The 14,454-nt window shown below is 64.3% G+C and carries 11 protein-coding genes and 1 pseudogene; 4 read left to right on the top strand and 8 right to left on the bottom strand.

The genetic code is table 11. The annotated features are described in order from the left end of the window. Positions 1–154 precede the first annotated feature (154 nt). The 5 genes from EHH60_RS35725 to EHH60_RS35705 all read right to left on the bottom strand — a co-directional run bounded on the left by EHH60_RS35725 (position 155) and on the right by EHH60_RS35705 (position 7,657). Positions 155–778, bottom strand: a complete 624-nt coding sequence (locus tag EHH60_RS35725; protein ID WP_124163862.1) for a flavin reductase family protein — start codon at positions 776–778, stop codon at positions 155–157. Positions 779–954: 176 nt separating this feature from the next. Beyond that, complete coding sequence (locus EHH60_RS35720) at positions 955–1,554, bottom strand: TetR/AcrR family transcriptional regulator (RefSeq protein WP_061878580.1); 600 nt, start codon at positions 1,552–1,554, stop codon at positions 955–957. A gap of 34 nt (positions 1,555–1,588) precedes the next feature. Further along, the gene (locus EHH60_RS35715) at positions 1,589–4,726 is read right to left on the bottom strand and encodes an efflux RND transporter permease subunit (protein ID WP_124163861.1); all 3,138 of its coding nucleotides are present in this window, start codon (positions 4,724–4,726) and stop codon (positions 1,589–1,591) included. A gap of 221 nt (positions 4,727–4,947) precedes the next feature. Further along, positions 4,948–6,054, bottom strand: a complete 1,107-nt coding sequence (locus EHH60_RS35710) for an efflux RND transporter periplasmic adaptor subunit (protein WP_124163860.1) — start codon at positions 6,052–6,054, stop codon at positions 4,948–4,950. Between the two features lie 268 nt (positions 6,055–6,322). Continuing rightward, positions 6,323–7,657, bottom strand: a complete 1,335-nt coding sequence (locus EHH60_RS35705) for an MFS transporter (protein WP_124163859.1) — start codon at positions 7,655–7,657, stop codon at positions 6,323–6,325. Positions 7,658–7,737: 80 nt separating this feature from the next. Here EHH60_RS35705 and EHH60_RS35700 point away from each other — a divergent pair. Continuing rightward, a pseudogene (locus EHH60_RS35700) lies at positions 7,738–8,136 on the top strand (ribosomal maturation YjgA family protein); the annotation flags it as partial. Between the two features lie 269 nt (positions 8,137–8,405). On the opposite strand, the gene EHH60_RS35690 reads toward EHH60_RS35700, so the two are convergent. Together EHH60_RS35690 and EHH60_RS35685 are read right to left on the bottom strand one after the other, a co-directional pair. Continuing rightward, the gene (locus EHH60_RS35690; protein ID WP_124163858.1) at positions 8,406–9,572 is read right to left on the bottom strand and encodes a winged helix-turn-helix domain-containing protein; all 1,167 of its coding nucleotides are present in this window, start codon (positions 9,570–9,572) and stop codon (positions 8,406–8,408) included. A 109-nt stretch (positions 9,573–9,681) separates the two neighbouring features. Next, a complete protein-coding gene (locus tag EHH60_RS35685) occupies positions 9,682–9,927 on the bottom strand; it encodes a hypothetical protein (RefSeq protein WP_124163857.1) in 246 nt (81 codons plus the stop codon). Between the two features lie 379 nt (positions 9,928–10,306). Here EHH60_RS35685 and EHH60_RS35680 point away from each other — a divergent pair, with 379 nt between their 5' ends. Then, positions 10,307–10,948, top strand: coding sequence for an OmpA family protein (locus tag EHH60_RS35680; RefSeq protein ID WP_124163856.1), 642 nt, complete (start codon positions 10,307–10,309; stop codon positions 10,946–10,948). A gap of 55 nt (positions 10,949–11,003) precedes the next feature. Here EHH60_RS35680 and EHH60_RS35675 read toward each other — a convergent pair whose 3' ends face one another. After that, complete coding sequence (locus EHH60_RS35675) at positions 11,004–12,434, bottom strand: phospholipid carrier-dependent glycosyltransferase (RefSeq protein ID WP_124163855.1); 1,431 nt, start codon at positions 12,432–12,434, stop codon at positions 11,004–11,006. Positions 12,435–12,486: 52 nt separating this feature from the next. On the opposite strand from EHH60_RS35675, the gene EHH60_RS35670 reads away from it, so the two are divergent. Both EHH60_RS35670 and EHH60_RS35665 read left to right on the top strand, forming a co-directional pair. Beyond that, positions 12,487–13,188: a FecR family protein gene (locus EHH60_RS35670; protein ID WP_124163854.1), complete on the top strand. Its 702-nt coding sequence runs from the start codon at positions 12,487–12,489 to the stop codon at positions 13,186–13,188. A 2-nt stretch (positions 13,189–13,190) separates the two neighbouring features. After that, complete coding sequence (locus EHH60_RS35665; protein ID WP_199752475.1) at positions 13,191–14,342, top strand: hypothetical protein; 1,152 nt, start codon at positions 13,191–13,193, stop codon at positions 14,340–14,342. Positions 14,343–14,454 lie beyond the last annotated feature (112 nt).

Genomic DNA, 14,454 nt, shown 5'->3' with positions numbered 1-14,454 from the left:
GGGATGGGGGGGAATGTCTCTCCGCTGTCCTTCCGGGGCACGCGAAGCGTGAGCCCGGAATCCATCATGCGGCAGTGTCGGTGGAGGAATGGATTCCGTGCTCGCGCCTGACGGCGCGCCCCGGAATGACGTATGGAGAGAACGGTGGCCCGGCCTAATCCGGCCGGATCATCTCGAACATGTTTTCCGGCTTGATCTCGAAATAATCGCCGCGGCGGCCGGCGCGGACGATGGGGCGGGCGGCGGCGGTCTGATAGACGCCATCCTTGATCAAGGCCTTGTCGATGTGCACGGCGACGACCTCGCCGAGCGTCAGCCAGGCGTCGGCCTCCTTGCCGTCGGCGCCCTTGAGGCGGACGATGTCGGACACCTTGCACTCGAAGGCGACGGGGCTCTCAGCCACCCGCGGCACGTTGACGAGTTTGCCGGGCACGGCGGTGAGGCCCGCAAGCTTGAACTCATCAACCTCGGGTGAGACATGCGCCGCGGTCGCGTTCATCTGCTTCGCCAGGTCCATCGTGGCCAGATTCCAGACGAACTCGCCGGTCTGTTGCATGTTCTCGACCGTGTCCTTCCAGTTGGTGGAGGAGAAGCCGATGATCGGCGGCACGTAGCAGAAGGCGTTGAAGAAGCTGTAGGGGGCGAGGTTGACGTGGCCTTTGCTGTCACGCGAGGAGATCCAGCCGATCGGCCGCGGCGCGATGATGGCGTTGAAGGGATCGTGCTTGAGGCCGTGGCCCTTGGAGGGCTCGTAGAAATACAGGTCTTTGTCGGTCACGCGCTGCTTCCTTTTCGTCATTGCGAGCGCAGCGAAGCAATCCAGAATCCCTCCACGGAGACAGTCTGGATTGCTTCGCTGCGCTCGCAATGACGGAGTCTGTTGGTCCGTCCTGGCCGCCTCCAGCCGGTCAGCCCGGGCGACCGGCTGCTTATAGAGGGAAACCCGCCGCCCCGTCAGTGGCGCGGCGACAGACCCGCGATGACGAAATCGATCATCTGGTCGATGTTCGGGCCCGGCTTGGTGGCGCACTGGGCGATCATCTGGGGGTGGAAGAAGCGGATCATCGCGGTGCACGAGCAGAGCGCGGCCAGTTGCAGGTCCGGCGCCTCGAACTCGCCGGAGGCGACGCCTTGCGCGATCATCTGGCCGACGACGCCGGCGATGCACTCCATATGGGCCACGCAGACGTCCCAGTCCTCCTCCATCGCGATCGCGACCATCTCGTGCAGCTTGTTGTCGCCGACATAGCGCTCGGTGTTCATGCGATGGATGGTGGTGAGCAGCTCGCGGAAGCGCTCCTTGACCGGGCCGGGCCGGGCCACGATCCGCTGCGCCTCGAGCTCGACCTCGCCCATCAGCGAACGGGCGACCGCCTGATGGATCGCCTTCTTCGATTCGAAGAAGCGATAGACGTTGGCGGGGCTCATTCTGAGCTCCTTGGCGATGTCGCCGACCGTGGTCTTCTGGTAGCCGATCTGGCGGAACAGCCGCTCGGCCACCTCGAGGATACGATCCCGGGTGTCGCCTTCGATATGTTCCGAAATAAGGGCCATCAGTCAGGACTCATCGCTCAGCACTTCATCTCACTTATTCAGCCGCTTCAGCAAGCGGAATTGCTGGATGTTCATCGCTGCCATGCTGCGGCGCGGCGGGCTGCTCGGGCGTACCGGCCTCGTCCAGGCTCTTGCGGAACCAAAGTGCATAGAGGCCCGGCAGATACAGGAGCGTGAGGAAGGTCGCGACGAACAGGCCGCCCATGATGGTGATCGCCATCGGGCCCCAGAACGCCGACCGCGACAGCGGGATCATGGCGAGGATGGCGGCGAGCGCCGTCAGCACCACCGGTCGGGCACGGCGGACGGTCGCTTCCACGATCGCCTCGCGGCGGGTCAGGCCGTGGCTGACGTCGGTCTCGATCTGGTCGACCAGAATGACCGTGTTGCGCATGATCATGCCGGCAAGGGCGATCAGGCCGAGCAGCGCCACGAAGCCGAACGGGGCGTTGGCGACGTTGAGGCCGAGCGAGGCACCGACGATGCCGAGCGGCGCGGTCAAGAACACCAGGATCAGGCGCGAGAAGCTCTGCAGCTGGATCATCAGCAGAGTCAGCATCACCATGACCATCACCGGGAAGAGGATGAAGATGGAGGCGTTGCCCTTGGCCGATTCCTCGAACGCGCCGCCCGCTTCGATCCGGTAGGCCGGCTCGAGGTGGTCCTTGATCGCCTTCAGCTTCGGCGTGATCTGGTTGGTGACATCAGGGGCCTGCACGCCATCGACGACGTCCGAGCGCACGGTGATCGCCATGTCGCGGTTGCGCCGCCACATGATCGGCTCCTCATGGGCATATTCGATCTTAGCGATCTGCTGCAGCGGCACGGCCACGCCATTGCGCGAGGTGATGGTGAGATCGCCGACGCCGCCGAGGTCGAGGCGCTCGGACGGGATCGCACGGGCGACCACGCCGACCTTCTCGATGCCGTCGCGCACGGTGGTGACCTGCGAGCCCGAGATCAGCATCGCCAGCGCCTGCGAGACGTCCTGCGGGGTGAGGCCCATGGCACGGGCACGGTCCTGGTCGACGACGAGCTTCAGGTAAGGCGACTGCTCGTTCCAGTCGAGCTGGACGTCCTTGACGCTCTTGTTCTGCCGCATCACGTCGCGCACCTGGTAAGCGATCTCGCGCACCTTGTTGGCATCGGGGCCGATCACGCGGAACTGGACGGGGAAACCGACCGGAGGACCGAAATTGAAGCGGTCGACGCGCACCCGCGCCTCGGACAGGAAGCCCTCGGCAGCCGCGTTCTCGATCTTGGCCTTGATGCGCTCACGCGCCTCGACGCCCTTGGCGACGATGACGATCTCGGCGAAGGCCTCATTCGGAAGCTGCGGGTTGAGGCCGAGCCAGAAGCGCGGCGAGCCCTGGCCGACATAGGACGTATAGGTTTCGATGTCCTTGTCGTCCTTCAGCAGCGTTTCGGCCTTCTTCACCGCCTTCTCGGTGACGTTGAAGGCGGTGCCCTCGGGCAGGCGCAACTGGAGGAACAGCTCGGGACGCTCCGACAGCGGGAAGAATTGCTGTTGCACATGGCCGAAGCCGACGATCGAGGCGACGAAGACGCCGACCGTGGCAACCACCACGGTGATGCGGTGGTTGACGCACCATCGCACGATGGCGCGCAGGCCTCGGTACATGCGGGTCTCGTAGACCGCGTGCGGATCGTGGTTGTGGTGCGCCTTCATCTCAGGCAACAGCTTGACGCCGATATAGGGCGTGAAGATCACCGCCACGAACCAGGAGGCGACCAGCGCGATCGCCACGATCCAGAAGATGCTGCCGGCATATTCGCCGACCGCCGAATTGGCGAAGCCGATGGGGAGGAAGCCAGCGGCCGTGACCAGCGTTCCCGTGAGCATCGGAAACGCAGTTGATTCCCAGGCAAAGGACGCCGCCCGCATGCGGTCCCAGCCCTGCTCCATCTTCACCACCATCATCTCGACCGCGATGATGGCGTCGTCGACGAGCAGGCCGAGCGCGATGATCAGCGCGCCGAGCGTGATGCGATGCAGGTCGAGGGACATCATGTTCATGACGATGAAGACGATGCCGAGCACCAGGGGCACCGACAAAGCGACCACGATGCCGGTGCGCCAGCCGAGCGCCAGGAACGAGACGAACAGCACGATGACGAGCGCTTCCATGAAGGAATGCACGAACTCGCCGACGGCGTGCTCGACCACCTTGGGCTGGTCGGCGATCAGCTTGACGTCGACCCCCTGCGGTACCGCTTTCATGAACTCGGCGGTGGCCTTCTCGACCTCCTTGCCGAGCTCGAGGATGTTGGCGCCCTTGGCGGTGACGACGCCGATGCCGATCGCGGGTTTGCCTTCCTGTCGGACGACGAAGCTCGGCGGATCGACATAGCCATGGGTGACGGTGGCGATGTCGCCGAGACGGAACACGCGGCCGTTGCTCTCGACCGGCGTCTCGGCGACGGCCTTGGCCCCGTCGAGCGCGCCGGTGACGCGCAGCGGCACGCGTTGCGACGAGGTCTCGACCGTGCCGGCCGGCGTCACGTTGTTCTGCTTGGCGAGCGAATCGAACAGCGCCTGCGGCGTGATGCCGAGCGTGGCGAGCTTGGCATGGCTGAACTCGACGAAGATGCGCTCATCCTGGTTGCCGTAGACGTCGACCTTGGTCACCCCGGGCACCTTGAGCAGGCGCTGGCGAAAACCTTCGGAGACCTTCTTGAGCTGGGCATAATCGGCGCCGTCGCCGGTCATCATGTAGAGGATGGAATCGACGTCGGAGAACTCGTCGTTGACGACGGGCCCGAGAATGCCCGACGGCAGCTGGCCCTGCACGTCGACCAGCTTCTTGCGCAGCAGATAGAAGAGGTAGGGCACGTCCTTCGGAGGGGTGTTGTCGCGGAACGTGACCTGGAGCGCGGTGAAGGCGGGCTTGGAATAGGTCTGCACCTTCTCGAAATAGGGCAGCTCCTGGATCTTCTTTTCGATGGGATCGGCAACCTGGGTCTGCATCTCCTGCGCGGTCGCGCCCGGCCATATCACGGAGACGTTGACCACCTTCACGGTGAAGAACGGATCTTCGGCACGGCCGAGCTTCTCATAGGAGAAGAAGCCGGCGACGCCGAGGACGATCATCAGGAAGAGCACCAGCGTCGGATGGCTGACGGCCCAGGCCGAAAGGTTGAAGCGCTTCATCGCTCTCTCCGAAAGACGATCCAGTTGCAAATACGACAGCCGCTCTATTCAAGCCGTCGTCGCGAGGCAGCGAAGCAATCCAGGGGGCTGGGCAGGTTCTGGATCGCTTCGCCGCTTCAGCCTTTGCTTAGGGACAAAGGCCGAAACTCACCTCACACGACGTAACTCGCTTCTCTTCTCATTCCGGGATGGTCCGAAGGACCAGACTTTCAAACGACGGATCAGAACGACAAGGACGACACGATCCGCACCCTCTGGCTCGGATCGAGCTTCTGCACGCCGAGTGCGACAATCTTGGCGCCCTCGTCGACGCCGCCCGTGATGACGACGTCCTTACTCTCGTAGGACTTCACCGTGACCGGCTTGAGCGTGACGCCACCGTTGTCGTCGACGACATAGAAGGACGGCTTGCCGCCTTCGTTGAACAGCGCCGACAGCGGCAGCCGGGCGACGCGCTCGGTTGCGGCGTCAGACAGCGTCAGCGTCGCCGTCATGCCGAGCGCGACCTTGTCGTCGGCCTCGGGCAGCGAGAACTTTGCCAGATAGGTGCGTGTGGCCGGGTCGGCTGCCGGCGCGATCTCGCGCAGCTTGGCCGCATACTTCTTGTCCGGCTCGGACCAAAGAGTGACGCTGGCGACGCCCGACTTGGCGCGTCCGACCAGCGTCTCAGGGATCGCGACGACCGCTTCCTTCTCGGCAAAGCGGGCGACACGGATCGAAGCCTGGCCCGCGGCAACCACCTGGCCGGGCTCGATCAGCGTTGCGGTGACGACGCCGCGGGCGTCGGCAACAAGCGTCGCGTAGGAAAGGGAATTCTTGGTCAGATCGACTGAGCGCTCGGCCCGGTTCAGGCGCGCACGTGCCTCGTCGGCGGCAGCGCGGCTTGAATCCAGCTGCGCATCGGTGGTCCAGCCCTTGGCCTTCAGGTCCTTGGCGCGCTGCTCGGCGGCGGCGGCCTGGGCCAGCACACCGGTCGCGGCGGTCTGCTCGGCGACCGCCTGCTCGGCCTGGAGCTTGAGGTCGACCTCATCGAGAGTGGCCAGCGGCTGGCCAATTTCGACAGTCTGGCCGACTTCGACCAGGCGCTTGGCAACCTTGCCGGCGACGCGGAAGCCGAGATCGCTCTCGATCCGCGGCCTGATGGTGCCGACGAAGCTGCGCTCCGGCGTCTCGGCACCATAATGCGCGGTCGCAACCAAAACCGGCCGCGGCGGCTCGGCCTTCTCGGCAACCGTATCATTGCACCCGGCCAGGGCCGCGGCCATCAGAGCCAGCGACACACCCGCCAAGAGCCTGGAATAGCTGGACAAAACCGACCGGACGAACATCGAAGGACACTCCTGTATCTCGATTTGAGGAATGTCGATTAATCACTGATGAAAGTCAATAATCGTCAGTCATCAGGAAAGCGTGATCGTTAAGGGGCGGTCAGGATTGGGATGGCCATATTGCGAAGGTGCGATTGTAGAGTGGGCAAACGGACGTCCGTCGGAGCCCGAGGCCAAAAGCAGAGCGTGCCCACCCCGTCAGCCCGGGAGGAGATCCGTGGGCACGGAGCGCGACGAGCGCGCCCTTGCCCACCGTGCGAAGCCCCCCTTACCGCCCCTGCTCGGCGAACTCGTGCTTGCTGTCGTGGCTGCCGACGAAGACCAGAATGCCGGCGATCAGCGGCAGCACGGCGAGGACGAGCAAACCGGTCGAGGTCTGGCCGGTGGCTTCCTTGACCCAGCCGATCAAATAGGGCCCGCCGAAGCCGGCGAGGTTGCCGATCGAGTTGATCAGGGCGATGGCGCCGGCGGCCGCGGTGCCGGACAGCCAGGCGGTCGGCAACGTCCAGAATACACCGAAGCAACAGAACACGCCCATCGCGGCGACCGTCAGCGCCACCATCGTCAGCGTGGGATCGGTGAGATAGGAGGACACGCCGAGCGCGACCGCGGTGAGCAGCAGCGGCGCGCCGACATGCATGACGCGCTCGCGGCTCGCATCCGAATGCCGCGCCCACAGGATCATGGCGATGGTGCCGAAGAGATACGGGATCGCGGTGACGAAGCCGGTCTGGGCGTTGGTGAGGCCGAACGCCTTGACGATCTGCGGCAGCCAGAACTGCATGCCATAGAGCGCACCGACGAAGCCGAAATAGATCAGGCTGAGCGCGATCACCTTGGGCGAGGACAGCGCCTCGCCGAGCGAGAAATGCTTCACCGCCTGCTTGGCCGCGATTTCGGAATCGAGCTTCGCCTTCAGCCAAGCCTTCTGCTCAGCCGAGAGCCAGTCCGCCTTCTCCGGTTTGTCGGTGAGATAGAACCAGGTGACGATACCGAGCAGCACGGACGGGATGCCCTCGATGATGAACAGCCACTGCCAACCCTTCAGCCCCATCATGCCGTCGAGCCCGAGCAGCAGGCCCGAAACCGGCGCGCCAATCACGGTCGAGACCGGCACGGCGATGGCGAATGCCGCGAGGAAACGGGCGCGATACTGCGCCGGATACCAGTAGGTGAGATAGAGGATGATGCCGGGGAAGAAGCCGGCCTCGGCGACGCCGAGCAGGAAGCGCAGGACGTAGAAGCTCGTGACGCCGCTGACCATAGCCATCAGAGCGGAGATGATGCCCCAGCTCACCATGATACGGGCGATCCAGCGGCTGGCGCCGAATTTCTCCAGCGCGAGATTGCTCGGCACCTCGAAGATGAAATAGCCGATGAAGAAGATGCCGGCGCCCCAGGAGAAGATCAGCGGCGTGAACTTCAGCTCCGCATTCATCGTCAGCGCGGCAAAGCCGAGATTGACCCGGTCGAGATAGGAGAAGAAATAGGCCAGCACCAGGAACGGAATCAGGCGCCAGGAGATGGCGCGGATGGTCGAGGTTTCGATATCCGACTTGGCGGCGGCGCCGGCGGAACCGGCATAGGTGGTGGTCTGGCTCATGGCTTCCTCCCGGGCTTGTTGCTTTTTTCGGGTCAGTGGCGGTTTTCAGCATCGCAGGCAAAGAGTCAATGCAGCGAGCAATGCACGAGACGCAGCCGGGCAAGGCTGTTGCGCTGCTACGGACATCGCTGGTCCGCGCCGCCCTCGCGCTCACGGTTATAGCCTGCGGGCTGAGCTTGCGCTGGTATGGCTTTCCGCTCGGGCTGCCTGCGTTCGTCGTGAAGTACGGTGGCTCGCTGTTGTGGGCGACGATGGTGTTTCTGCTCGTTGCCGCTTTGCTGCCGCGACAGTCGCGGATGCAAATCGCAGACATCGCGGTGGTGATCACGGTCCTCGTCGAGTGTTCGCGATTGGTGCATATGCCCTGGCTCGATGCGTTTCGGCTCACCATGGCCGGCGCACTGCTGCTCGGGCGCATCTTCTCACCGTGGAATCTGCTGGCCTATCTCATCGGTATCGTGGCCGGGATCTGGCTGGACAGCCGCGTCGGTGCTGGCCAGAAGCAGAGTGTATCCGGCCTCGCGCAGGACCGCTTGGGCCTCCTTGATGAACGGCGCAAATCGCGGAATGTCGAAATCGCGAATGGCGCAGGCGACGAGCCGCGACCGTCCCGCGCGCATGCTCTGCGCCTGCTGAGGCAGCGACGCTCAAAGCACAATCCGGAAAACTGCGAAGCGACTTTCCGGAAAGATCATGAGTAAACAACAACCTCGATAGCGATGACGATTCGTCCCAATCCCGTCGCGCTTTAGTCGGCCAGCTGGAATTGCGCGAAGCGGTGCAGCTCCTCTTCGATCTTCCGCTTGAGCTCCTTGCGTCCCGCCGTCTTCTTCCCCTGCCCGACCCAGGTCCATTTCTGCATCAACAGCCTCTTCGCCTGCCGGTCGGTCTTGAGATCGAGGGCGGCGACGATCTCGTCGCCGACCAGCACGGGCAGCGCGAAGTAACCGAGCTTGCGTTTGGCCTTCGGCACATAGGCTTCGAACAGATGGTTGTAGCCGAAGATCAGGTTGGTGCGCTTGCGCTGGATGATCAGGGGATCGAACGGCGAAAGGATGTGGACGAGATCGGGCGATATCCCCTCGCCGCCCGCCTCCAGCGCTGCGGGCGAGGTCCAATGCTCCTGCTTGCCGGCACCTTCGAGCGCAACGGGCACCAGCTCGCCGCGGCGGACGCGCGCGGCGATCAGGCGCGCGACCGGCTTCTTGCTCGGCGCGTCGAGATGGCAGATCGAATCGAGGCTGACGACGCCCTGGGAGCGCAGCGCGCGATCGAGCAGATAGGCCGTGATCTCCCTTGCCGATGCCGCCCTCGGCAGCTTGTCCCAGCCGAAATGACGGTTCATCAGCTCATAGGTCTTGAGCATGCCCTGGCGCTCGCTGATGGTCACGGCGCCCGTATAGAAGGCGAGCTGCAACGCGCGCTTCGACGGCTTGCGGCTCTGCCAGAGGTGCTCCTTCTCGACGAGCACGTCGTCCTCGATGTCGCGGATCGTCAGCGGGCCGGCGCGCAGCAGTCGCATCACCTTGCGCGTGTCGGCCGGCTTCACCGAGGCGAACCATCTGTGTCCCTCGCGCCGGTGCTCGCGCATCGCCGACAGGAAGAACCGGAAGTCGCTGCTCGGCACGTAGGACAGCGCATGGGTCCAGTATTCGAACACGCTCTTGTCGACGCTCTGGGCCTGGCGAAGATCGGCGCGACGGTAGGACGGGATCCTGCTGAACAGGATGTGGTGATGGCAGCGCTCGATGACGTTGATGGTGTCGATCTGCACATAGCCGAGATGAGCAGTCGCGGCGGCGACCGCCGGCGCGCCCTCCCCGAACGGCGCACGCACGTCGAGCCGCTGGGCATGCAGCCAGATCTGCCGGGCCTGTGTGGTCGAAAGCGGAAGGGGTTTCGGGGCGCGGGGCATTGCAGAATGCAATGTAGCCGGATTCGCCGCAAGGCAAGAAGCAGGAACACGAAAAAGCCGCGCTGCCATCTGCTGCCAGCGCGGCCATGACGTCCGGAATCCCGGAAGCCTACTTCATCGCCATCGCCTTCTCGGCGCTCATATAATGCTTGCAGGCGCCGCGCATATTGCCTTTGCTCATTTCGGAATTGGCCGCGGCCATCGATTTCCTCGCTGCGATCTTGCCCGGCGTGTCTTCTCCACCCATCCCGCCAACGAGCTTGGCCATATTTGCACTGGTGCACGCCATCTTGGCGGCGGATGCGGGGGACAGAGCAAGCGCCACGAATGCCGTCGCGAGCAACAGGGTCTTCATCAATCTTCTCCTCCAGAAAAGGCAGCCGGCCTGATGCCGGCCGCCGCGACTGCCATTCTTCAACGGCAAGTTTTTCAGAGAGAAGACATTTCGTTGCTGCACTGCCGAATCAGCTCGCTCTCAGCCTGCGGCTTTTGGGCGCTCCCCGACGCTCCCGGCTCGCACAAGGCACCGCCGCGTGCTTCCGGCTGGCAGCGATAAGCGCCGCCAAATGAGGCGGTCGACCAGCCACATGTTCACATCGGTCGGCGCTTCGAGCCCGACATATCAGAGTCCCCCGGGGAATTTCGAATGTGACCGAGATCACGCCAGCGCCTTTGAACCTGCCCTAGGCTCGCAGCATCAAATCGCCAACAAGTGTAGCAGCGAGGATACGACAATGACCCGTTTTGATAAGTTCTTTGGACTCAAGGCGATGACTCTCTCGGCAGCCTTGTCGATGACGGCGAGCCTTGCGCTCGCCGGCGACAACAACGTCTCCGCCAGCCAGATCATCGACGCACTGAAGCCCAAGCCGGCAACCCGCGGCCTGTCCGTCGGTCCGCAGGCCGATACGACCGCGCAAGCCAGGGAATCGACCTTCCTGAACACGGTACGCAACCGCTCGACCCGGTCGCTCTCGACGGGCGAGCGCGAGCAGATTGCCGAGCTCGCGGCGACCAAGCCGAAGATCGATCTGGAGATCCAGTTCGACTACAACTCCGCCGACATCGCCAAGACGTCGGTGGCATCGGTGCAGGCGCTCGGCAAGGCGCTGTCCGATCCGGCGCTGAAGGGCTCGACCTTCGTGGTCGCCGGCCACACCGACGCGGTCGGTGGCGAAGCGTACAATCAGGGGCTCTCCGAACGGCGGGCCGACACCATCAAGAAATACCTGGTGCAGAACTACGGCCTCAACGGCACCGATCTCGTCACCGTCGGCTACGGCGAGACCAAGCTGAAGGATGCCGCCAACGGCACCGACCCGACCAACCGCCGCGTCCAGGTCGTGAACATGGACACCAAGACCGCAGCGAAGTAATTCGCAGTCGTCGCGCCGGACACGCCGCTTGCCGCAGCTCCGGCAGGCGGCGAAGTCATATCCAGCCTTGGAACAGCATCAGGCGGCCGAAGGTTCGCATCGACGTGCCGACGAAGGCCGCGGAGATCGGCAGCATGACCGCAAAGCCGGCCGCAGCGACGCCGACATAGGCCCACAGCAGCCAGCGCGGCAGCCCCTCCCGGCGCAGCACATAGACCAGCGCCAGCGAAGCCTCGGTCGCGGCCGGCAGATAGTAATAGATGAAGCCCAGCGTACGCGGCAGCAGCGCCCAGGCGAGCCAGGGACCGAAATAGAATGCCGCGATCAGGAATGCATCCCACCGCCGGGCGACGATGAAATCGCGCAGCACCACGACGAGGGCGAGCAGCGCCGGCCACAGCACCAGCGGATTGCCGAGGAAGACGATCGCAGCGACGTTGTCCTCTGCCGTCTTGTCGAACAGGAACCACACCGGGCGCGCGAGCAACGGCCAGGACGGCCATGCGCTCATATAGGTGTGGCCGGCGATGGCCGTCGTGGTGTTGTCGGCGAAGATTCGCCGCTGCGCCTCGATCAGATCCGGCAGCGACACTCCATGGAGCGGGACGAAAGCGGCAAGATAGGCCACCGCCGGCAAGACGGCGAAGCAGAGCGCGACGTGATGCAGCCTGAAGCCGGGCCAAAGCTCCGGCCGATACCAGTCGTCCGGCTTCGCGTCGGCAAACAACGTGCGCCAGCCCTGCATCAGGCGGATCACCGCGACGATCACGATGCAGACGCCAAGCGGAAACAGACCGCTCCATTTGCAGGCCGCAGCACAGCCGAACAAGCTGCCCGCGAGCGCGAACATTGCCTGCGGCCGCTCTCTGCGAAAGCCATGCATGAAGGCGGCGGTCGCGAGCAGGCCGAAGCCGAGCGCAAAGATGTCGAGCATAGCGATGCGCGCCTGTACATACAGCATCTGGTTGAGGCCTGCGATCAGAGCCGCGGCGATCGCCGGCCCTTGCGCGGAGAACAGCGCAAGGCCGCACAGATAGATTGCGACGATCGCCAGTGCGCCGAACAACGTCGCGGGATAACGCCAGCCAAACGCGTTGTCGCCGAAGGTCGCGATCGATGCCGCGATCAGCTCCTTGGCCAGCGGCGGATGCATCGGATTGAGCATCGGCTGCGACATCACAGGCGCCAGCATCTGCCGCGCCGCCGGGACGTAATGCACCTCGTCGAAGACGAATTTCTCCGGCGTGGCGAGACCGATCAGCAGCGCCAGATGGGCAACCAGGAAAATCGCGACAGCAAGCACTGCGCTCCGCGACAGTTTTGGAACTGCGAACGCCTCGAGCGGCTGCTGTTGAGATATCTTGCGTGGCAAATTTGCGTCACCGCGGACAAAAACAAGGATCGTCGTTTTCATTGAACGCATTCTGCCGCAACTGTCACTAAGCATAGCGCACGTCCCGCGCCGCTTGTGATAATTACGCCACATCGCAAGCGAGCGCGATCCGGTACGATCAAGGGACACATCGATCGGTTGCGAAATGAATTTGCGTTTTTGGCTTTTCCCCATTCTGTCGACGGCCGCATTGTGCGCAGGCTCTTGCGCGCAGGCGCAGACGCGGGTCGGCGAAGCTGTCGTGATCCAGAACGAAGTGGTGCGCGTGGCCGCGACCACGACGCCGATCAATGTCGGCGACAGCATGCTGCGCGACGAGACCGTGCGCACCGGCGCCGACAGCGCGGCGCGTTTCGTGATGGCCGACAGCACCAATCTGTCGCTCGGCCCGAGCGCCACGCTGAAGCTCGACCGCACCGTCTTCAACGACGAGCGCAGCTATCGCGACGTCGCGATCCGCATGACCACCGGCGCCTTCCGCTTCGTCACCGGGCGCTCCGACAAGGCCGCTTACAAGATCACGACGCCGCTTGCGACCATCGGTGTGCGCGGCACCACGCTCGACATTCTCTCGCAACGCGGGCGCTCCGTGGTCGTGCTTCAGGACGGTGCGGCCAGCGTCTGCACCAAGAGCTCCCAGTGCGTGCAGCTCACCCAGCCAAGCGACACCGCGATCATCACCTCGACCGCCGGCAAGGTCGGCATCACCAAGGCCAACACGCCGCCCTGGACCTTTGCGGCCAACTGCGCCGCGAGTGCCGGACTTTGCGCGGTCAACCAGTATGCCGGCGCCTCGCCGACCATCACGCCAACCGTCCAGGACGACGGCATGCTGTGCGGGCGCTGACGATGACGAAATACCGCTTCCAGCGCCTCATCCTCATCGGCGTGCTGACCGCATTGGCCGCGTTTGCGCTTGTCGCGTGGGGGACCCGCCCGGCGGCTGCGCAGGCGTCGGAGTGCGGGTCCGAGTGCGGCGAGCCGACGCCTTATCCGTCGCCGACCTACTCGCCCTCGCCAACGCCCTCCCCGACTCCTGCGCCCTCACCATCGCCGAGCCCGTATCCTTCCCCCAGCCCATATCCGTCGCCGAGCCCGACACCGACCGGCGGGGCTTCCAGCGGGAATTCGATCGGCGGCCTCGCCAACCAGCGCTTCAACCAGATGATCACCAACCGGGTGCTCGGCACGGTGCTGCTCGGCGTCAACGAGCAGATCAATTGCGGCGACTGCATCAGCGCATTCGGCTCGGCCGGCTCGTTCTCGGCCGGCATCCACGGCCGCAAGGCGCTGACCAACAATCTGTCGCTGCTAGCCGGCATCGCCTACACGCACTACGACGGGCGTGGCTACGAGATCACCAGCGCACCGATCGGCGCTTTCGCGTTGCGCTATGACTTTACCGATTGGGGCTCGTCGCGGCCGTTCTTCGACGTCGGCACGATCCTGACGCCATGGGAGAAGGCGCGCTACACGCGCAGCTATGATACCAGTCTCGGCCCGGTGAGCGTGACCAGCTCGACCAACGCCTCGAACTACGCCGTCTACGGTCGCGCCGGCTGGATAAGCCGCCTCTCGCCACGCGACGAGGTCGCAGCCTCGATCGAGGTGTGGCAGCTCTGGCAGCGTGTCTCCGGCTATAGCGACCGTACGGTGGCGTTCAATCCATTCGACGCCACCATCGCTGATGGCACCGACCGCACGAGCCTCGTCAAGATCGGCGGCCAGTGGACGCATCTCTTCGGCAGCAACATCGAGACAAACATCAATGGCGGCTGGGTGCAGTCGTTTGCGAGCCACAGCGGCATCGTCGCCACCGTGACCGGCAACGGCGTGGTGGTGCCGACCATGGGCAACCAGGGCTGGTTCGAATATGGCGGCCGCCTCGGCTTCCGCGTGCAGAAGGGCTGGATCGTGGACCTCTTCGCCAACGGCACGCTTGGCCCGCAGCCGGTCGGCAACACGATCCACGGCGGCGTCGGGCTGCGGATCAATTATTAGCGCAACAGCACGGCTGTCATTCCCCGCGCAGGCGGGAAATCCAGTACACCGCGGCCTATCGGTTTCATCATAGCCGTCTCGGACTACTGGATCGCGCGGTCAAGGCCGGCGA

The organism is Bradyrhizobium sp. RP6 (assembly GCF_003837805.1).
Classification (GTDB): domain Bacteria; phylum Pseudomonadota; class Alphaproteobacteria; order Rhizobiales; family Xanthobacteraceae; genus Bradyrhizobium.
The sequence above is the reverse complement of the archived record's forward strand: the minus strand, read 5'-3'. Positions and strand labels throughout refer to the sequence as shown.